General features: G+C 72.0%; 18 protein-coding genes. 12 read left to right on the top strand and 6 right to left on the bottom strand.

Annotated features, from left to right (window positions below; translation table 11 throughout):
* Positions 1–58 precede the first annotated feature (58 nt).
* Positions 59–256: a hypothetical protein gene (locus ACI2LW_RS10995; RefSeq protein WP_404731005.1), complete on the top strand. Its 198-nt coding sequence runs from the start codon at positions 59–61 to the stop codon at positions 254–256.
* Positions 257–403: 147 nt separating this feature from the next.
* Here ACI2LW_RS10995 and ACI2LW_RS10990 read toward each other — a convergent pair whose 3' ends face one another.
* Positions 404–967 (bottom strand): ion channel, encoded by a 564-nt coding sequence (locus tag ACI2LW_RS10990; RefSeq protein ID WP_404730878.1) that lies wholly within the window; start codon positions 965–967, stop codon positions 404–406.
* Between the two features lie 196 nt (positions 968–1,163).
* Here ACI2LW_RS10990 and ACI2LW_RS10985 point away from each other — a divergent pair, with 196 nt between their 5' ends.
* The 4 genes from ACI2LW_RS10985 (at position 1,164) to ACI2LW_RS10970 (ending at position 4,464) form a co-directional block, all read left to right on the top strand.
* On the top strand, positions 1,164–1,826 hold the full coding sequence (locus tag ACI2LW_RS10985) for an HdeD family acid-resistance protein (protein WP_404730877.1): 663 nt from the start codon (positions 1,164–1,166) through the stop codon (positions 1,824–1,826).
* 133 nt (positions 1,827–1,959) lie between these two features.
* A complete protein-coding gene (locus tag ACI2LW_RS10980; RefSeq protein ID WP_404730876.1) occupies positions 1,960–3,327 on the top strand; it encodes a hypothetical protein in 1,368 nt (455 codons plus the stop codon).
* Positions 3,328–3,486: 159 nt separating this feature from the next.
* Positions 3,487–3,984 carry an SHOCT domain-containing protein gene (locus ACI2LW_RS10975; RefSeq protein WP_404730875.1) on the top strand — a complete coding sequence of 166 codons (498 nt, stop codon included), beginning with the start codon at positions 3,487–3,489 and terminating at the stop codon, positions 3,982–3,984.
* Positions 3,985–4,014: 30 nt separating this feature from the next.
* Positions 4,015–4,464, top strand: coding sequence for a hypothetical protein (locus ACI2LW_RS10970; protein ID WP_404730874.1), 450 nt, complete (start codon positions 4,015–4,017; stop codon positions 4,462–4,464).
* Positions 4,465–4,594: 130 nt separating this feature from the next.
* Here the strand turns inward: ACI2LW_RS10970 and ACI2LW_RS10965 are convergent, their stop codons facing one another.
* A complete protein-coding gene (locus tag ACI2LW_RS10965; RefSeq protein WP_404730873.1) occupies positions 4,595–5,098 on the bottom strand; it encodes a GNAT family N-acetyltransferase in 504 nt (167 codons plus the stop codon).
* Between the two features lie 185 nt (positions 5,099–5,283).
* Here ACI2LW_RS10965 and ACI2LW_RS10960 point away from each other — a divergent pair, with 185 nt between their 5' ends.
* The 3 genes from ACI2LW_RS10960 to ACI2LW_RS10950 are packed head-to-tail and all read left to right on the top strand — an operon-like array spanning position 5,284 to position 8,868.
* Complete coding sequence (locus ACI2LW_RS10960; protein WP_404730872.1) at positions 5,284–6,042, top strand: SCO2525 family SAM-dependent methyltransferase; 759 nt, start codon at positions 5,284–5,286, stop codon at positions 6,040–6,042.
* A gap of 58 nt (positions 6,043–6,100) precedes the next feature.
* Entirely contained in the window at positions 6,101–7,945 is a 1,845-nt protein-coding gene (locus tag ACI2LW_RS10955; RefSeq protein ID WP_404730871.1) for an SCO2524 family protein, read from the top strand.
* Positions 7,946–7,947: 2 nt separating this feature from the next.
* Positions 7,948–8,868 (top strand): SCO2523 family variant P-loop protein, encoded by a 921-nt coding sequence (locus tag ACI2LW_RS10950; protein ID WP_404730870.1) that lies wholly within the window; start codon positions 7,948–7,950, stop codon positions 8,866–8,868.
* Positions 8,869–8,885: 17 nt separating this feature from the next.
* On the opposite strand, the gene ACI2LW_RS10945 is transcribed toward ACI2LW_RS10950, so the two are convergent.
* Positions 8,886–10,106, bottom strand: coding sequence for an IS110 family transposase (locus tag ACI2LW_RS10945; protein WP_404730869.1), 1,221 nt, complete (start codon positions 10,104–10,106; stop codon positions 8,886–8,888).
* Positions 10,107–10,345: 239 nt separating this feature from the next.
* Between ACI2LW_RS10945 and ACI2LW_RS10940 the strand changes: the two genes are divergently transcribed.
* The 3 genes from ACI2LW_RS10940 (at position 10,346) to ACI2LW_RS10930 (ending at position 13,515) form a co-directional block, all read left to right on the top strand.
* Positions 10,346–11,332 (top strand): SCO2522 family protein, encoded by a 987-nt coding sequence (locus ACI2LW_RS10940; protein WP_404730868.1) that lies wholly within the window; start codon positions 10,346–10,348, stop codon positions 11,330–11,332.
* A 1-nt stretch (position 11,333) separates the two neighbouring features.
* The gene (locus ACI2LW_RS10935; protein WP_404730867.1) at positions 11,334–12,311 is read left to right on the top strand and encodes an SCO2521 family protein; all 978 of its coding nucleotides are present in this window, start codon (positions 11,334–11,336) and stop codon (positions 12,309–12,311) included.
* Positions 12,312–12,549: 238 nt separating this feature from the next.
* Positions 12,550–13,515, top strand: a complete 966-nt coding sequence (locus tag ACI2LW_RS10930; protein ID WP_404730866.1) for a hypothetical protein — start codon at positions 12,550–12,552, stop codon at positions 13,513–13,515.
* Positions 13,516–13,534: 19 nt separating this feature from the next.
* Here the strand turns inward: ACI2LW_RS10930 and ACI2LW_RS10925 are convergent, their stop codons facing one another.
* Positions 13,535–14,524 carry a CorA family divalent cation transporter gene (locus ACI2LW_RS10925; RefSeq protein ID WP_404730865.1) on the bottom strand — a complete coding sequence of 330 codons (990 nt, stop codon included), beginning with the start codon at positions 14,522–14,524 and terminating at the stop codon, positions 13,535–13,537.
* Positions 14,525–14,787: 263 nt separating this feature from the next.
* On the bottom strand, positions 14,788–15,717 hold the full coding sequence (locus ACI2LW_RS10920; RefSeq protein ID WP_404731004.1) for a LysR family transcriptional regulator: 930 nt from the start codon (positions 15,715–15,717) through the stop codon (positions 14,788–14,790).
* A gap of 143 nt (positions 15,718–15,860) precedes the next feature.
* Here ACI2LW_RS10920 and ACI2LW_RS10915 point away from each other — a divergent pair, with 143 nt between their 5' ends.
* Positions 15,861–16,901 (top strand): YncE family protein, encoded by a 1,041-nt coding sequence (locus tag ACI2LW_RS10915; protein ID WP_404730864.1) that lies wholly within the window; start codon positions 15,861–15,863, stop codon positions 16,899–16,901.
* Positions 16,902–17,414: 513 nt separating this feature from the next.
* Here ACI2LW_RS10915 and ACI2LW_RS10910 read toward each other — a convergent pair.
* Positions 17,415–18,698 carry a hydrolytic protein gene (locus ACI2LW_RS10910; RefSeq protein ID WP_404731003.1) on the bottom strand — a complete coding sequence of 428 codons (1,284 nt, stop codon included), beginning with the start codon at positions 18,696–18,698 and terminating at the stop codon, positions 17,415–17,417.
* Positions 18,699–18,792: the final 94 nt, after the last annotated feature.

Genomic DNA, 18,792 nt, shown 5'->3' with positions numbered 1-18,792 from the left:
GCAGGCTCACACAGGGGGCGTGGCACGCCCGTTCCCAGGCACCGCGGGAGAGCAGCTGATGCGCTACGAGATCCGCGTCGACGGGCACATGTCGGAGACGCTGACCAAGGCCTTCCCGGAGCTGGACCACGTGATGATGTCCGGTCAGACCGTCCTGTTCGGTCCCGTGGTGGACGACGCGCATCTGTACGGACTGCTGGCCCGCTGCCAGTCGCTGGGCCTGCGCGTGCTGGAACTGCGCCGCATCCCCGAGTGAGCGGCGCGGCCCGGGCCTTCGGGCAGGCGGGCCGGCGGGTGTACCGGAGCGGGCCGTCCCGCTGGTGTCCGGTGCGGGCCGTCCCGCTGGTGTCCGGTGCGGGCCGTTTCGCAACGCTTTCCGGGGTGAGCCGCACCGCAAAACCCCCTACCGGGGCGGCCGGTCCCGGTGCTGCTGGCGCAGGCCCGCCTGGATCGCGCTGGTCAGCACCCGCGCTGCGACGCCCACCAGCAGCAGTCCGCCCGCCATCTGCAGCATGGCCAGCACCCGTCCCGTCTGGGACCGCGCGGTGATGTCGCCGTATCCCACGGTGGTGAACGTCGTCAGGGTGAAATACAGGGCGTCCGTCCTGGTCAGCCGCTCGGTGAAGGAGCCGGGGACGGCGTGGTCCAGGAGGTAGTACGCGCTGGAGAACAGCAGCAGGAACAGCGGCAGGGTCGTCGCCAGCGCCTCGACGGCCTTGAGCCGGGGGTGCGGCGACCGCGTGATGACCAGGACCTCCCAGGTGAACACCAGGCCCACGCCCACCAGCCCGCTCGCGAGCACGGCCGACGTGCCGGCCGTGCTGTGCGAGTCCAGCGGCAGCAGGTAGTAGGCGAGGACGAGCCCGGTGGTGATGAGCAGGGAGCGGGCGAGGACCATGAGGGCCTCCCCCCGCCGGGCACGCGGCCAGGGGTCCCGGCGCGGCCGGGGCGGTGCTGGTTCGCTCATCTCGTGTCCCTTCCGCTCCGGGCCGGGAGAGCGTGCACGAGTCCCATCCCAGGCCACCGCGGGAAGGACGGAAACGGATCACCCGTGAGGGGTGACCCGGCGGCGGCCGCGGCGCGGGACTCTGGCCTCGGGTCCTCGCACACCGTCCCGCCGGCGGTCCGGCGACGACCCGCAACCGATCCCGCGAGGAGGAGCCATGACCGTATCGCGTGGTTCGGCGGCACATGCCGGATCGGACAGCGAGCCCGGCGGGACGGCCCCCGGCACGCCCGGGGACGCCACCGACGTACTGGCCGGACTCGGCAGCTCCTGGACCTGGATCCTGGCGTCCGCGCTGGCCACCCTGGTGCCCGGAATCATCGTGCTCGTCTGGCCGGACGAGACGCTGCACGTCCTGGCCGTGATCGTCGGCCTGTACCTGCTGGTCGCCGGAGCGTTCAAGTTCGTCGCCGCGTTCTCCCGGGAGGGGCACGGCGAACGGCTGCCGCGGCTGCTCGTCGCGGTGCTGTTCGTCCTCGCCGGAGTGCTGTGCCTGCGGCATCCGCTGCAGACCGTCGCCGCGCTCTCGCTGATCGTCGGCATCGTCTGGCTGCTGACCGGCATGCTCGGCGCCTACACGGCCCTCGCCGTGAAGGACCTGGCGCACCGGGGCGTCGTCCTGGGCGCCGCGGCCCTCGGCATCGTCGCCGGCATCGTGGTGCTGGCGCTGCCCGCCCAGTCGGCCCTCTTCCTGACCCGGCTGCTCGGACTGTGGCTCGTCCTGCTCGGCCTGGTCGAGCTGGGCGTCGCCGTCGCCTGGCGGTCGGCGCTGCGCAAGGCGCGCACGGCCCGCCTTTCCGGACCCACCACCACGGTCTGAGGCCCGGGTCCGGGCACCGCCCGAGCCGCGAGTCCGGGCACCGCCCGAGCCCGAGCCGGGCCACGGCCCGAGCCCGAGCCGGGCCACGGCCCGAGCCGCGAACCCGAGCACGGTCCGACTCCCAGGAGGATCCATGGCATCGACCGGTGCCTCCGTCCCGCCCACGCCCGACGCCGCTCCGGAGTCCGGGCACGCCCTCAGCGCCGCCCAGTTCGAGGAGTACCAGCGGTTGCGCAGAGCGGCCGCGGTCAAGCACCGCAGGCTGCGCCGCGCGGGCGCCGTGGTCCTGCTGGTGGTCACGCTGGTGCTCGCGCCCCTGGCCGTCGTCGCCGCCTGGGTGCACAACACGGTCACGGACACCGACCGTTACGTGCAGACGGTCGCCCCCCTCGCCTCCGAGCCCGCCGTGCAGAACGTCGTGATCGACCGCCTGACCAACCGGGTGGTGGACAACATCGACGTACAGGCGCTCACCGCGTCCCTGACCAAGGCGCTGCAGAACGCCGGTGCCCCGCCGCGCGTCGTGGACGGGTCCACCGCGCTCACCGGCCCGCTGCGCGGCGCGATCACCGACGCGGTGCGCGGCATCGTGGGCCGGGTCGTCACCAGCGACGCCTTCAAGCAGGTCTGGGTGGCCTCCAACCGGCAGGCGCAGACCGCTCTGGTGAACGTGCTCACCGGCGACCAGAGCGGTGCCCTGCGCGCCCAGGGCGACGATGTGCAACTGGACATCGGCGTCGTCGTCGACCAGGTCAAACAGCGGCTGGTGGCCGCCGGCTTCGAGAAGGCCTCCGCCATCCCCGCGCCCGACCGGACGGTCACGCTGTTCGAGGCCGACAAGCTGCACGAGGCCCAGGGCGCCATGCGGCTGCTCGACGTGGTGGGCACCTGGCTGCCGGTGATCACGCTCCTGTTCGCCGCGCTCACCGTGTGGGCCGCGCCCTCGCACCGGTTCATGCTGCTGGTCACGGCCATCGGCATCGGCGTGATGATGGTGGTGCTGCTGATCGCGCTCGCCGTGGCCCGCCGGATCTACCTGGACTCCGTGCCGCCGGCCACCCTGCCCCCGGACGCCGCCGCGGTCGTCTACGACACGCTGGTGCGGTTCCTGCGCAACAGCACGCGCACCCTGCTGGTGCTCGCCGTGATCACCGCCGTGGCCGCCTACCTGTACGGCCCCGGGCGGCTGGCCCGCGCGGTGCGGAAGCTGGCCGTACGGGGCACGACCGCGGCCGGCCGTGCGCTGGAACGCGCCGGTCTGCACACCGGCTCGACGGGACGCTGGCTCGACGCCCACCGGTCCTGGACCACCGGCATCGTCATCGGGGCCGGAGCCCTGGCCCTGCTGCTCTGGAACTACCCGACCGCGGGCGTCGTGGCCCTGATCCTGTGCCTGGTGCTCGCCGTCATGATCATCCTGGCGGTGCTCGCCTCCGCCGCGGGACCGGCCCGGCCGGGCCCGGGCGCGCGGGCCGACGACGCGCACCCCGCGGCCGGCTGACCGGACCGCGGCGGGCCGACCGGACCCGGCCGCGGGTGCGGCCGGGGCGGCGGCCACCACGCTCACCCGCCTCGGGTGAGGCGCCCGGCGCTTGCCGTGCGCACGCTGAGAGACGCCGGAGTGCGGCAGCCGGGCGAAGGCCCGGAACGAAGGAGAGAAATGAGCACGCAGATGAACCTCGCGTACGACTATCCGCTGCTGAGCGCCTTCTGGACGATGCTGTGGTTCTTCCTGTGGATCATGTGGTTCGTCCTGCTCTTCCGGGTCGTCGTCGACATCTTCCGGGACGACGGCATGAGCGGCTGGGCGAAGGCCGGCTGGCTGGTGTTCTGCATCGTGCTGCCGTTCCTCGGCGTCCTCGTCTACGTCATCGCCCGCGGCAAGAGCATGAGCAAGCGGGAGATCGCGCAGGCGCGCCGGCAGCAGGAGGCGTTCGACTCCTACGTCCGCGAGACCGCCGGCGGAAGCAAGTCCCACGTCGACGAACTCGCCCGGCTGTCGGAGCTGCGGTCCCGGGGAGACATCTCGGACGAGGAGTTCGCCCGGGCCAAGGCGATGATCCTCTCCGGCGGCGCCCCCACGGGAGGTACGGCCCCCGCGGCCCCCGCTCACGAGGCCCCCGACCCCTCCGTCACCTCCACACCCGGCCGCCGCTGAGCCGCCGGACGAGACGAAACGAGGCAGAAGATGGCATCGACCCACACCGCACGTCCGCACACGGCGAAGCAGGCCTGGGCCACCGGACTGACGGCCTTCGCAGCCGTCATGCTGATGATCGCCGGAGTGCTCGACATCTTCCGGGGCATCATGGGCATCGCCCAGGACGACGTCTTCGTCAACACGCGCAACTACGTCTTCCAGTTCGACCTCACCGGCTGGGGCTGGACCCACCTCATCCTCGGGGTGATCGCCGTGATCGTCGGCCTCGGGCTGTTCCAGGGATCGACGTGGGCGCGCGTGGCCGGCGTGACCATCGCGGGGCTGATCATCCTCGCGAACTTCCTCTCGCTGCCGTACTACCCGGTGTGGTCGGTCGTCATGATCGCGTTCTCGGGGTTCATCATCTGGGCCCTGTGCGTGATGCGGCCGGAGGAGATGCCCACGTCCTCGCCCAGAACCACCCCGCGCGGTCCCTGACGTGAGGGGAGGACCCGGCCCGGGCACACCACCGCCCGGGCCGGGTCCTCGGCATGCCGGCGCGGGCCGTGTCCGGGAGCCGTAACGGGCCGCGAGTTCCGGGCCGGTGGCGTGGCGGGGGGCGGGCGGTTCACAGGACGCGTGTCATGAGAAGCCGGTGCTCGCCCGGGCCGAAATAGTCGCGGTGGCAGCCGCCCGCGGAGGTGAACCCCAGTTCGCCGTAGAGCAGGACGGCCGGACGGTTGCCGGGCTCGACCGACAGCCGCACGGTGCGCGCGCCGGCCGCGCGCAGCCGCCCGAGCAGCTCGGTCATCAGCCACCGGCCCAGCCCCCTGCGGCGCATGCGGGGCGTCACGCACAGGCTGAAGACCCAGCTGACCCCCTGGTGCGCCGGAGTGGCCAGGACGTAGCCGCACAGGCCCCGTCCCCCGTCCTCCTCCAGCACGAGGAAGCCGTCCGCGAACGCGTCGACGTACTGCCGCAGGACGAAGTAGGGGTACGGATCCCCGGGGAAGGCCTCCGCGTCGAGCCGCCGGATCTCGTCCAGGTCGTGCTCGGTGGCCTTCCGTATCCGTACGGGCAGGCCGTCCCCGGTGGTGTTCCGTACCCGTACGGACCGGCGCGTCGCTGGCATCCGAACAGAATCGCCCGGTCACCGGCGGCGGTTCAAGGCCCCTGAAACCGCCCTGGGCGGCGAATGCTGCCGTGCGCCCCCCGTGCTTCCGCTCCGGCCGGCAGATCAATTACGAGCCGGCCGGGAAAGAGGAGGCGTTGATACGGTGGGGCATGCCTTTGGGACCCCCGGTTGGCCAGGCGCAGTTGAACACCGACGCTCGGTGGGACGAGTTCGATCCCCTGGACTACGTCTGGCGCAACTACCGCACCGTTCTCGACGTCGACGCGCATATCATGAGCCTCGTCCGCACCCACTTCACTGATCATTTCCGTCGTTTCCCCGGACGGCGGGTCCGCGGAATCGACGTCGGCGCCGGAGCCAATCTCTATCCGAGTCTTCTGATGCTGCCCTGGTGCGACGAGATCACCCTGCTGGACCGGTCCCGTCCGAACGTGGAATACCTGCGCCGGCAGCTGGCGGGGGACGCGTGCGACAGCGGCTGGGACGCCTTCTGGAGCGAACTGCGCACGGACGACGCCTACGCCGGTGTACCCGGGGGGCCGTGGGCCGCACTGTCCCGGATCGCCCGCGTCGAGCGGGGAAACCTCTTCCACCTCCTCGGCCGGGCGGCCCAGTGGCAACTCGGCACCATGTTCTTCGTGGCCGAATCCATATCCGGCTCGCCGGCGGAGTTCGACCGCTCGCTCGAGTGCTTTTTCGGCTCCCTCCAGCCCGGGGCGCCTTTCGCCGCGGCGTTCATGGAGCATTCCACGGGATACGAGGTGGGCGGACTGGCCTTTCCCGCGTACGACGTGAGCGAGTCGCAGATCACGGCCGGTGTCGCACGCCACGCCAGGGAAGGCGACCTGCGGATCCACCGGATCGGAAAACCGGAGGAAGTGCGTCCAGGCTATGCGTCCATGATCCTTGCTTGCGGTTTCCGCGGCGGGGGTAACCCCTGAGAAGTCCCTCCGCGGGGGCGGAGTGATCTGTGAGGGGGCACAGAACAGGGGGCACACCATGCTGATCAAGCCGCGCCAGCACCTGCTGAGCATCTGGCAGGCGATGGCTCGTCACTCCTTCGCGGACGGAGCGTGGTCCTGGGACACACCGGGCGGGCTCAGCACGGTGGCGGACGCGGAGCGGCTGCTCTGCCTCATGTACCCGGCCACCGAGATCCCCTCGCTCCGGCTGGACGACCCCGACATCACCCCGGGCGACGTCGAGCGGGCACTGAGGGCCGTGGGCGACGCCACCGGAATCCCGCGCACCCTCGTGGCCGTCCTGTCCGAGTTCATGGAACGGCACGGCAACGCGGGCCCGTCCTTCGCCGGCGGCAGCTACTTCGTCCCCGCCGACTCCGGACGGGAACTCACCCGGGAACAGCGGGAGGTACCGGTCGTCGACTCCTACTCGATGTCGGTCACGCTGTGCCTGGCCACCCTCGGCTTCCTCCGGGTCTACCGGGGCAGGACACAGCGGGCGAGCACCCGCAAACAGATCGACGCGCTGTGGGAGGCGGCCAGCACCCGGCTCACCGCCGCCATGGTCGGCCTGCTGCGCTCCTACACCGTCAACGTCGTCGACACCGGCTCCGCGCAGGGACGGGCCCTGATCCGGCTGCTCGGCCGCGGACGCCTGTCCGAACGGCATGTCCTGCAACGCTTCCAGGACCGGTTCCGGGCGCTGCGCGCCGTCATGGCGGAAAGCGTCACCCTCGGCCTTGACGCCGACGTCATCGACGAACTGCGCAACGAGAACCGGCTGTTCGAGTGCGGCTGGGCCTGGAGCCTGGTGCGCGGCGCACCCGAGGTGGAGACCGCCGAGCCGATCGGCAAGCAGGCCGACGGCATCGCCCCGCCCGTTCCGTACCTGTACTTCACCGTCGTCGCCCTGGACGGCATCCTCGACCTGTTCTCCGAACGCACCCTCGTCCTCGGCCTGCTCAGCCCCGAACAGCAGAAGCTCGCCGAGGCGCTCCGGCTGCGCTGGGAGATCACCCAGCAGTACTGGTCGGGCATCGCCCGCTTCGGCGAGGGCACCTGGCCGCTGGAGGAGATCCCCTGGCGGACCACGCTCGAGCCGCTGGAGTCCGAGTACTTCTCCCTGTCCGTCGCCGCCATCCTGGTCCACGACCTGGTGCGCCGGCGCGCCACGGACGACGATCTCACCCGCACCGTCTCGGTCATGGAACGCCTCGCCGAGCGCGGCCGGATCACCAGCGGCACCACCCGCGAGGACCCCGCCGTGGCCCTGCACAACCCCGGTGTGTCCCTCCCGCTGCTGGGCAGCGAGACCCTGGGCCCGCCCATGCAGTGGACGATGACGGACTTCTCCGCGCAGCTGCTGAAGCGGACCGTCCAGCTGTGCGCGCTGTCCCGGAACATCGCGGCGCAGGACCGCCTGCTGAAGCTCGCCGAGAGCACCCTCGACCACCTCTGGCAGCGCCGCATCGCCGACGGCGACGGCGACGGCCTGTGGGACAACGTGCACGCCGTCTACCCCGAGTCCCCGCCCCACCGGGGCCCGGTGTCCTGGAGCGTCACCGAGCGCGTCACCGAGTGCATGGTCGCCGCGCACGCCCTGTACTCCGAGCCGCCCATCCGCAGCACGGAAGTGGCATTCCTGGCCCGGGAACTGCTCAACGAGTCGGCCCACCTCTTCGGCAAGGAGCTGATGGAGCAGCCCGCCCCCGCCGCCAAGAGCCGGCAGGGGGAGGAACTCAAGGGCATCGAGGTGGACCTGCGGCGTGCCCGCCGCCTGGTCGACGAACAGCCCGGTACCGCCTACGTCCTCGCCCTCGGCGTGCTCGCCCGGCTCGACTCCCTGGCACGCGCCCGGGAGCACTCCGGTACGGGGGTGTGAGGGTGCTGGTGTTCGCCGCCTCCGACAAGGGGGGCACCGGCCGCTCGGTCACCAGCGCCAACCTGGCCTACCACCGGGCGCTGGACGGGGACGACGTCTGCTACCTGGACTTCGACTTCGGCTCGCCCACCGCGGCGGCCGTCTTCGACCTGCCCGACGTGCTCGCCGGGTCCGAGGGCCCCGGACTGCACTCCTACCTCCAGGGCAGGACCGGCGAGCCGCCGTGGGTGAACGTCTGGAACCGCACCGAACACCCCGTGCTGAGGCACCGGCCCGCCGGCTCGGGCCGGCTGGTGCTGCTGCCCGGCGACCGCACCGGCGGCGAGTTCGTCACCAGCGAGGAGAACCTGCACCGCTGCATCGATCTGCTGCTGCGCCTCAAACGCGAATTCGACGTCATCATCGTCGACCTGAGCGCCGGACGCAGTTACGCCATGGACCTGGCCCTGGCGGCCACCGCGCCCCGCAACGGGCTGTCGCGGATCAGGACCCGCTGGCTCGTCTACCACCGCTGGACCCGTCAGCACGTCATGGCGGCGGCCGAACTGTTCGCGGGGGAGCAGGGCATCCTGCGGACCGGCGCCGCCATGGGCCACGACCCGGACCGGCTCGCGGGGTCCCTGCGGTTCGTCCGCGCCGCCGTGCCCGACCTGCAGTCGCCGCTGTGGTCCCAGGCGCCACCGCAGCAGGCCGCCTGGATGCACCAGGGCGACCGCCAACTGGAGGCGCTGGCCGCCGCCCTGGGCATCGGCAAGACCCGGGTCCTGGCGTCCATCCCGCTGGAACCCGTCCTGATGTGGCGCGAACAGCTGATCACCGACGAGGACGTCCTCGACAGCCGGATCGCCGGCCTCCAGACCTGGCAGGCCATGGGGGAACTCGCCGCGCGGCTGACCGACGACAAGTACTGGGGGGAGCTGTGAGTTCCCTGAGTCAACCTCTATGCCGCCAGAGGCGTGTCCGGGTCCTGCTTGGTCTTGTTGCTGCCGCGGTGGATCTCGGGGTCGTAGCAGGTGCCGGTGCGCCAGCACGCCCAGATCACCCGCAGCCAGGAGCGGGCGAGGACGCGGGCGGCGTGGGGGTGGCGTTTCTTGGCGGCCCGGGCGTCGTTGTAGATCTTCGCGGCCCAGTCGCTGCCGTGTCTGCTGTTGTCGGCGTAGCCGACGATGGCCGGCCGGGCGCGGCGGTTGGCCGCGTAGCGGAAGGTGACCACGCGGGACTTGCCGGAGGCCCGGGTCACGGGGACAACGCCGGTCTCGGCGATGAATTGTTCGCTGGTCCTGGAGCGTTCCAGGATCGGGCCGATCTCGCCGGTGATCTGCCCGGGATTGATCTTCCCGATGCGGGGCATGGTCGCGAACAGCGGTGCGTAGGGGTGGGTTTCCACGGCGCTTGCGATGGCCTGGTCCAGGGTGCGGACGGTGGTCCGGATGCTCCGCGCGAGCTGGACCTGGACGCGGACCAGCTGCTCGATGACGGTATCGCCGAGGCGGGAGGCAGGCGCCGGCGCGGAGCGCACGCGCTCGATCAGGACGTCGCCGGGTTTGCGGCCGGGGTAGCCATGGCGTCCGCACCAGGCTTCCAGCCGTCCGGCGGTGAGCCTGGCGGCGGAGGCCGCGGTGGGATATCGCTCCAGGAAGGCCAGGGCGATGTCGCTGTCGAGGCTGGAGAAGACGGCCTTGCCGCCGGGCCAGTGCGCGTCCAGCAGGGCGGCGAGCTGGTGGACGGCGGCGACGCGGGCCGCGACGTGGTCGGCCCGCTGCCGGGTCAGGGCCTGGATCTCCACGGTGGCCCGCTCGGTCGGTTCCAGGCGGGGCAGGAAGTGCCCGTCGATGCGCAGGTAGTCGGCGAGTTTGAGGCTGTCGCCCGCGTCGGTCTTGGCCTTGGAGGCGCCCCAGCGCGGGCGCATCGCGTGGAAGGCGTTCGGGTGTACCGGCACCACCGGGTGCCCGGCGGCCGGCAGCCGGTCCACGACCAGGCCGCGGGTGGTCCCGATGGCCACCGGCAGATCCGCCGGACTGCCGTACTTCGCCAGTTCGGCCAGGGTCCGGGCGATGCCCTCCTCGGTGTGCGCGAACTCCCAACGGGTCACTCGGGCACCGGAGTTGTCCATGACCGTCACGTCATGGGTCTCGGTCGCCCAGTCCCATCCGATGTACACGAAAGAAGTACTCCTGTGTCGTGCGCGGAGCACCTGCCCGATGGTGAGGACGTCTGCCGGGAGCTCATCAACCGGCCCTCTGCGGGGCGTGTCCCTGATACCGATCAGACGGCCTCGGCCCGGCGGGGCTGGCACAACTCACAGTGGCCGTCGAGCAGCTCGCGACACAAGCCATGCACCCACCGGGACCGAGAGGTCACAACCCTACCGAAGAGGGCCGCAGAAGGGGTGGTCCTCTAATGAGCGACGCCGGCACCGCCTTCCGGGAGACCAGCGCGCAGCCGCGCACCGAGTCGGTGCCCTTCTCCCACCTCTCGCTGGAACTCGGCCATCTGTACATGGAGGACTTCGCCGACGGCCCGGGGCGGCTGGCCCGGCACTTCACCGCCGTACGCCCGTGGGTGGAGGCCGTGCGGGCCGGGGCCGTCCCGCCGGCGCCGGGCCGGCGTCCCCGCATCAGCACCTGCTTCCTCGTCGACGACTACTTCAGCCGCCTGTCCACCCCCGCCGAACTGATACCGCCCCTGCTGGACGCCGCACGGGCGGCGGGCCTGACGATCGACTACCTGGCCCGCGAGTCGGGCTGTGCCACCACCGCGGCACCCGGCCACCAGGACCCGTCCGCGCTCGCCGAGTCCGTGCTGCACCGGCTCGTCGAGTCGCCGCCGCCCGGCAGCACCGGCTACCGGCCGCCCGTCGGCCGCACCGGCTGGCTCAGCAACGGCCGGCGCACCCCCTCCCAGCGCGTCTCGCCGGCCCTCGACGCCTCCGACGTGTGGCAGCCGCCCCGCGAGACCCTGGCCCGCGGCCACTCCGTCTTCCTGGACGTCGAACTGTGGGACGGGCCGGAGGAACGGCGCACCTGGTCCTGCGCCTTCCTCGCCTCGGTGTGGCAGCTGGCCCGGCTCGGCCTGCTGCGCGACAACGGCAGGGCCGTGCCGGTCCCCGTCCCCTGGGAGTCCGGCGTCTTCCCCGCCGACTGGGACGCCCTTCCGCCGGTCCTGCGGCTCGACCCGCGGGCCGCGCCCTTCACCGCGTACGGCACCTGCAGCGTGCTCCCGGCCCGCTTCCTGCCCGTGGAACACGCCGTACGCGTCGTCCTGGACCAGGTGCAGATCGAGGCCGCCGTTATTGAGCAGGTCACCGAGCGCTCCGCCCGCGAGGGCGTGACCGTGCCCGCGGCCGTCGCCGAGCGGGTCTCCTACGTCTTCCCGCCGGGGCTCTGACATGGGCGACGGCACGGGGGCCCCGGGAGCGGGCGGGCGGTTTGCCGTCGTCTGCGGCGAGGTGCGCACCTGTCTGCTGCCCACCCGGGACGCCGTCGACGAGCGCACGGCCGAGCGGCTGCTGCGGCTGCGCGCCGACGAGCGGGTCCGCGTCTCCCGCCGCCCCAACCGGTGCGCCGTCTCCCCGGACGTCCTCACCGGAGTGGACTGCCGGCTGCCCACCGCCACGGGCGCCAAGGTGCGCGCCGTCGGCACCGTGACGGCCGGCGCCGTCCTCGTGGAGGGCCGGGTGCTGCAGGCGACGGCCCACTTCCACGCCCCGGGCACCGGCCCCGACCGCCGGCCATGGGGCTGGTACCTGGTCCGTCCGGGCGTCCTGGTTCCCGTGGGCCGGCTGCCCGCGCCCGCCGTCGCCGAGGGCTTCCTCGCCGGGAACGGGCCGGACGAGCTGGACGTGGGCGCCGTCGCCGAGAGCCTGCTGGCCCGGATCGAACGCCGGCACGAACTCCTCGACTACGACGCTCCGCTCACCTCCGCCGGCACCCGGCTGCGCTGGGCCGCGCTGCCCGCCGCCGGCGAGCGGCCGTCCCTGCGCTTCACCGTGGGCGAGGAGGGCCTGCGCACGGTGGAGCTGCGGCTGCCGGAGGGGACCCGCCCGGCCGCGGCGGCGGCGCTCTGCGAGGACCTCGCCCTGCACGACTGGCTGCTGACCACGGTCGGCGACAAGCTCGACGGCCTGCGGCTCGGTGCCGCCGACGGGGCCACCGCGCTCAAGGTGCTGCGCCCGCTCGTCGACCACCTGCTCCACCTGTGGATGCCGAGGGCGCGCGTGGAGCCGGAACTGGCACCGCTCTGGGAGTCCCTGGAACGGCAGCCCGGGTTCACCCGGCAGTGGCGGAACCTGGTCCAGCGCATCCGGGACCAGCTGGCCGTCCGGGCCGTCCCGGCGGCACACGACGAGGTGCTGAACGCACGCTGACCCACACCACCCACAACGACAGGAGCACCGACACCACGAGCACGGACACCACAGGCACGGACACCACAGGCACGGACACCACAGGCACGAACACCACGAGCACGGACACCACGAGCAGGGACACCACGAGCAGGGACACCCCAAGCACCGACACCACGAGCACAGACACCACCGGCACCAACACCAAGAGCACCAATCGGCACATGACCCGACGAAGACCTGCCGACGAGAGGTGGACATGGACGGAGAGCGGGGCACGCCGGATTCGGCCACGACGCGGGAACCGCGCATTCCACCCGTCGTACTGAAGACGCTGGTCACGATTGTGGTGGGCACGGTCGCCTACGTGATCACCAACATGATCAACCAGTCCCAGGACGAACTGTGGAAGCTCGCGATGTCCGTCGTCATCGGCGGGGCGGCGCTGATCGTGCAGTACATGGTCGACTTCGAGCAGCGGCTGGCGTCGGTGGAGACCGGGCAGCGCACCCACACACAGCGGATCCTCGACGACTTCACGCGGGTCGACGAGGTCGGCGGGCTGCTGAAGGGGCTCGACGAGTCGGGGATGAGCGCCGAGGACGTCACCCGCCTGGTCAGGAGCGCCACTCAGGTGGGGCTGCAGGGGCCGCCCATCGTGAAGGCGTTCACCCGCGCCGAGATAGCCAGCCTGTCCTCCGTCCTCGCGGCGCTCACCGGAATGACCGCCGTCTGGGAGCGGGACAACATCGAGTGGCTCATCAGGCTCACCGGATGCGCCCGCAAGACCATCGACGCCACCAGCAGCTCCGTCGACCGCGCCTTCTGGAACACCGATCCGGCGGGGCACTACATGGACGCGCAGCGGGCGGTGATGCGCGAGCACGACGTGCGGATCCGGCGCCTGTTCATCGTGGAGGCCGGCGAACAGCCCGACGACCTGGACGCGCTGTGCGAACAGCAGCGGGCCCGGGGCATCGAGGTGCGTGTGCTGCTGCTGTCCGCCTCGCTGGCCCGGGCGATCGGCGCCACCAGGGATGTGGTGATCTTCGACGACGAGCTGTTCCTGGAGTTCGTGCCGGACGTGCGCCAGCGCTATGTGAAGACCTCGCTGGACGCGGACGCCGGCCGGGTGGGGGAGCAGGTCAGACGCTTCGACGACCTGTGGGCCGCGGCCGCCGAGCCCGCCGGCCCCCGCACCCCGGCCGGCGGGGCGGGGCCGTGAACGGGAACCCAGCCCCGCCTCACCGGTCGCCCAGGCCGTCGGAGTCGCGGAGCGTGCGCCAGATGTGGGTGCGGTGCAGGACGTAGAGGGCGGCGAGCAGCACACCGGCCTGCAGGGCGACGGCCAGGAGCCAGAAGACCGCCTTGCTCTCCATCTCGTCGGTGAGGTAGGTGAAGTTCATGCCGAAGTAGCCGGTCAGGAACGTCAGCGGAAGGAAGATCGTCGACACGATCGCCAGCCGGTTGATGACGCCGTTCTGCTCCCCCGACACGAGTGAGGAATAGCTGGCGAAGGCCCGCCGCGTGGCCTCCTGCAGGGACTGGATGTCCGTGAGCACCAGCCGGCCGGTGTGCTGGAACTCCCGGGCGAGGCGCCGGCGCTCCTCCGCGAAGTCGCGGTTGAGCTGCCTGCGCGTGAACAGCTCGTCCGTCGCCTGGAGGTAGGGCAGGAGGTGGTGGTGCAGGAGCGCGGCACTCCGGCGCAGCCGGGACAGGCGGTAGACCTGGTCGGGGCTGCGCCGCTCGAACATCTCGTCCTCGAGGTCCTCCACCGTCAGCAGGTCCGCCACCGCGGCGCGGCGGAAGGTGTCCAGGGCCTCCTGGAGCAGCAGGAACAGCATGGCCGCGGTGTCGGGAGGGTTCTCCTGCCCCAGCCGTTCGACGAGGCTCTCCACCGGCTGGGCCGGTCCCCGGTGCAGCGTGACCAGGTGGCGTTCCGTCACCAGCACGTGCAGATGGGCCACCTGGCCGTCCGCCACGACGGGGACGACGAACCCGGCCCTGTCGGTGAGGAACTCGGCCCGTGCCGGCTCGCCCGCCCGGCCGAACCAGGGCGGGCACTCGGCCGCCAGACCGAGCCCGGCGGCGGGCGGCGGGACCTCGGCCGACGGATCGTCGGGCAGCTGGACGTCGACGAACAGGAAGCCGGACGCGGCGAGGCGCGCACGGGCCCCGGCCAGGTCCGTGCGCACGGCGATCCCTTCGGGCATCGACACCACCGATACGATCATCTTCCCTCACTGTCCGTCCCGGTCCCGCGTCCCACGGTGCGTGCCGCTCCCCGTCCCCGGGCCCGGACACACACAGGGACCCGGCCGGGTAGCTCGGACGGGTGAGCGCGGCCATGGGACGAGGGGCACCCGCGGGAGGTGCCGACGCGGGGCACCCGCTGGGTTTGCCGGCGCGGGGGTGCGGTCGCCGCTCCCGCGTTCGAACCACCTGGTCCGCACGGTTCACATGACCCGACGTCGGTTCGGGACTGCGGCCGGGTACGTCAGCCCGTGGCGTCGGACCGGCCCGGCTCATCGCGCACGCCGGTCCGGTCCAGGACCGCGGCGGCCAGCAGATCGCGGAACCAACGATGCCCCGGATCGGCCGTGTTGCGGGGGTGCCAGGCCATCCCGAGGTCCAGGGGCGCCACGTCGAGGGGGATCGGAAAGGTTCGCAGGCCCAGCGCGGAGATGGTGCCGGGGATCCAGTCGGGCAGGGTGAGGGCGATCAGGTCGGTGTCCCGGGCGAGCATCATCGCGGCCGTGTGGCTGGGCACGACGACCGCCGTCCGGCGCCGCAGTCCGAGGTCCGCGAGCGCGCGGTCGATCGGCCCGGTGCGCTTGCCGAGCCGGGAGACGCCGATGTGGCCGGCCGCGGCGAAGCGCCGGGCGTCGATCCGTCCGGTGAAGAGGGGATGGCCGCTGCGGGCGACACCGAGCAGCCGCGCGCTCATGAGGTCCCGGGTGTGGATCTCGGGGTCCAGATGGTCGAGGACGCCCAGCTCCACGTCGACCAGCCCCTGCCGCAGCGCGGGGCCGCCCTCCATCGCCTCCGGCAGGAAGGCCACGTCCACGTGCGGGGCCTCCGCGTGGATCCGGTCGACCAGCGCACCTGCCAGACCCGTCAGCAGCAGATCGGTGGCCTGCACCGTGAAGGAGCGGCGCAGATGCACCGGGTCGAAACCGGCGCCCGGCCGCAGCACGTCGTCGCAGCCGCGCAGCAACACGGCGACCTGGTCCCGCAGTTCCAGCGCCCGTGGTGTCGGCACCATCCGCTGACCCGCGCGGACCAGCAGCGGATCGCCGACGGCACGGCGCAGCCGGGCGAGCGCACGGCTGGCCGCCGCGGGCGAGGTGCCGAGCCGCTCGGCGGCGCGGGTCACGCTGTTCTCCTGGAGCAGGGCGTCCAGCACGCGCAGCAGGTTGAGATCCATCACCGCAGCGACCGCTCCTGAGCTTGGTTTTTGCGTGCCAGGCAAGTATTGGCTGCCGATCTTTGCATTGCTGCGGAAGTCTCCCACGCGGAGAGTGGAGCCGTCCACGACAACCGCTCGAGGAATCAATCGAGGAGCCACCTGTGCAGCAGTCACCCCGGGCCGGCCGAGAAGGCGACGTGCTGGCCGTCGTCAGCCAGAGCGGGCCCACCGTCTCGTTCCACGACGCCGCCACCGACCGCCGTATCGGCGAGATCGAAGTCCCCGCCGAGCCTCATGAGTTGTGCTTCGACCCGACACAGCGGCTGCTGTGGTGCACCACGGCGTACCGCTCGGGGTACTACCACGCCAACAGCGGCCGTGGCACCGAGCTGACCGCCATCGACCCCGACACCCGCCGCATCGTGGAGGTCGTCGACCTCGCCCCCGAACACGGCCCGCACGGCTTGGCATTGGATCCGGCGCGCGGCCGCCTCTACGTCAGCGTGGAGGGCTCGGCGGACCGCCCCGGCGGCGTGGTGGTCGTCGACACCACCGGCCGCAAGCCCCTGGGCAGGATCGACACGCAGGCACCCGGACCGCACTGGTTCGCCATCGATCCGGCCGGGCGGACGGGCTACGCGACCAACAAGGAAGCGCCGTTCGTGTCGGTCGTCGACCTCGAACAGGGCGTGCTCACGGCGAAGATCGAGGTGCCGGGCAGCGAGGGACTGGCCGTGTCGGCCGATGGGGCTTCGGTCTTCGTCGCCGCGCCGTACGCCGGCGCACCGGAGAGCGGGCCACACGGCATCCGGGTCATCGACACCCGCACGCTGTCCGTGACCGGGATCCTCCCCACGGAGGACGTCGTCGTCCCCGTGCACCTGACGTCGACGGGCAGGCTGCTCGCCGGCCAGGCCGGCCTGGTGCCCGGCCCCTCCTCCGGGCCTGGCCGCACGGTGCCGGGCCGCCTCGTCGTGTTCTCGGCGGCCACCCGGGAACGCCTCGGCGAACTCGAGGTCGGTCTCTTCCCGTTGACCGTCCACTCCTCACCGGACGGCCGCCTCGCGTATGTCTCCTGCGTCTTCTCCTCCACTCTCGACGTCATCGACCTGGAGACGCTCACGCCGCTCGCCAGGCTGGACATCGCCAAGCGCGGCGAGCCGGGGGCGCACGGCCTGGCATACATCCCGCGCCCGTCCTGACCGCCACGAGACGGCAGAGAGACACCGGGGGATCTTCATCACCGCTTCCGCCGGTGCCATCGGCCGTCTGCTCGTGACGACCTGCTCGCGGGCGACGTCCCGGCACGGCCCGTCGCCCGCGCCTCCGGCGCACGCGAATGAGGCGCTCTCGGCGGAAGAGCTCAGGTCGCGTACAGCCGGAACGGATACCGCCCGCGCGAGCGGCGTGTCCACCCGCCGTGTCGCAGCGCCGCGGCGAGCACGTCCCCGTCGCTCAGGACCGGTGATCAGGGCCTGGGCGGGGTTGTGGGGATCTGCGTCGCCCCTCGGCCGGTCGACCATGCCAGGGCAGCACGGGATCGGCAGTCGACCCGTGCAACAGAGCAACCCCAGGCCGCTGACCTGGGGTTGTCGGGTGTTGGTTTTCAGACCTGGTCTGTCGATTTCAGGACCGATCCGGGTGAAAGGAGACCCATCGCTTGGCGGATCGCGTCTTTACCGATCGACAATGGGTTGCAAGTGGAGAGGTTCGAGTCATTGCTTGGTGCTGCCGAGCAGGCCGCTCACGTTCAGGACCTCGTGACAGCCCTTTGCCCGAAGGCCGGTGGCCGGGGTGCCGGGCTTGTTGCAGGTCACCTCGATGGAGACGGCGTCGCCCTCGGGGATCTTGATGGGGGTGACCCAGTGATAGTCCTGGTTGCGGAAGGTCTCCATCGCGATAGTGGTGATCTTGCGGTCGCCGAAGGAGATCGTCAACACCCCTTCGTCGCCCTGGAAGTTGGCGACGACGATGTCCGTGACCCCGAGGATGCTGTCCTTGGGCACCGTGTAGGTGCCCGCCTTGGTCTCCCCGCTCGCCGCCTGCACGTCGATGGTCTGCGAGCTCTGCTGGCCGCTGCCGTTGCCGGTCGAGGTGCCGCCGCCACCGCCGTCCGAGCCGCCGCCGCCCGCTCCGGCCGACGCGCCCGGCCCCTGGGTGCCGGGACCGGCCGAGCCGGCGCCGCTGCCGGGAGTCCGCTGTCCGGCGGGCGTGGGCCGTGCCTGGACCGCCTCGTCGGCCGCGTCCTTGGCTGCGCTGCGCACCGCCGGACGGACCAGTGCGAACCAGGCGATCAGCAGTGCGAGCAGCGCGGCAAGCAGTGCGAGCAGCCACTTGGGGAAGATCGGGATCTGGACGAACTCGGCGTCCAGCGGCGTCCGGACAGCGGTGTCGTACGAGCCGGGTTGTTCGTCCTGGTCCCGGTCGTCGGTGGTGTCGACGGTGAACGGCCACACCACCGGGGAGCCGAACCACACCGGTTTGCCGGTGCGGACGCGCAGTCCGGCCTCCGCCGATTCGCCGGGCTCCAGCTTCGGCTTCGCCGGGTTGAAGGCGAACGCCAGCTCCTCGCCCGCCTGGCCGGGGGTGAAGCACACCTGCGCCGGGGTGTTGCCCTGGTTCTGGACCGCCAGCCGGTAGCGGCCGCGCAGCCAGCCGCGCCGGCGGCGCGGGGCCAGCTCGGTGCGCAGCTCGCGGAACTCCTTGATGTGCACGGTGGTTTCGAGGACCTGCACCGCGTCGGGGTGCTCGGCCGGCAGGACCCGCACACCCAGCGGCATCTCGCCGGCCCGGATCTCCGGGGAGCGCGGCGGCTCCAGACGGAGCGTCACCGTTTCGGAGGTGCCGGGGTAGAGCGAGACCCGGGCGGGTTCGACGGTGGTCCAGGAGGCGCAGTCCCCGACGACCTCCAGGCTGTACGCCTCGACGATGTCGCTGTCGTTGCGGACGGTCAGACTTGTCGTGGCGGTGTCACCCGGTGTCACGGTCACGGCAGGGATGTCGAGGCCGGGCGCACCAGGGCCGGAAGAGGCTGCGGAAGGCGTCACGCCTACCACCGTAGAAACACGTCCGGGCGTGCCGCGAGGAACGCGA

Origin of the sequence: Streptomyces sp. NPDC004065, from assembly GCF_044903565.1 — a bacterium.
Lineage (GTDB): Bacteria > Actinomycetota > Actinomycetes > Streptomycetales > Streptomycetaceae > Streptomyces.
This window is presented reverse-complemented; position numbering and strand designations above follow the sequence as displayed.

What these genes read in the sequence shown, in the direction of transcription:
- ACI2LW_RS10955 (WP_404730871.1), top strand. Translation starts at nt 6,101, where the DNA reads ATGCTGATCAAGCCGCGCCAGCACCTGCTGAGCATCTGGCAGGCGATG.
- ACI2LW_RS10980 (WP_404730876.1), top strand. Translation starts at nt 1,960, where the DNA reads ATGGCATCGACCGGTGCCTCCGTCCCGCCCACGCCCGACGCCGCTCCG.
- ACI2LW_RS10930 (WP_404730866.1), top strand. Translation starts at nt 12,550, where the DNA reads ATGGACGGAGAGCGGGGCACGCCGGATTCGGCCACGACGCGGGAACCG.
- ACI2LW_RS10975 (WP_404730875.1), top strand. Translation starts at nt 3,487, where the DNA reads ATGAGCACGCAGATGAACCTCGCGTACGACTATCCGCTGCTGAGCGCC.
- ACI2LW_RS10965 (WP_404730873.1), bottom strand. Translation starts at nt 5,098, where the DNA reads ATGCCAGCGACGCGCCGGTCCGTACGGGTACGGAACACCACCGGGGAC.
- ACI2LW_RS10970 (WP_404730874.1), top strand. Translation starts at nt 4,015, where the DNA reads ATGGCATCGACCCACACCGCACGTCCGCACACGGCGAAGCAGGCCTGG.
- ACI2LW_RS10935 (WP_404730867.1), top strand. Translation starts at nt 11,334, where the DNA reads ATGGGCGACGGCACGGGGGCCCCGGGAGCGGGCGGGCGGTTTGCCGTC.
- ACI2LW_RS10995 (WP_404731005.1), top strand. Translation starts at nt 59, where the DNA reads ATGCGCTACGAGATCCGCGTCGACGGGCACATGTCGGAGACGCTGACC.
- ACI2LW_RS10920 (WP_404731004.1), bottom strand. Translation starts at nt 15,717, where the DNA reads ATGGATCTCAACCTGCTGCGCGTGCTGGACGCCCTGCTCCAGGAGAAC.
- ACI2LW_RS10925 (WP_404730865.1), bottom strand. Translation starts at nt 14,524, where the DNA reads ATGATCGTATCGGTGGTGTCGATGCCCGAAGGGATCGCCGTGCGCACG.
- ACI2LW_RS10985 (WP_404730877.1), top strand. Translation starts at nt 1,164, where the DNA reads ATGACCGTATCGCGTGGTTCGGCGGCACATGCCGGATCGGACAGCGAG.
- ACI2LW_RS10990 (WP_404730878.1), bottom strand. Translation starts at nt 967, where the DNA reads ATGAGCGAACCAGCACCGCCCCGGCCGCGCCGGGACCCCTGGCCGCGT.
- ACI2LW_RS10940 (WP_404730868.1), top strand. Translation starts at nt 10,346, where the DNA reads ATGAGCGACGCCGGCACCGCCTTCCGGGAGACCAGCGCGCAGCCGCGC.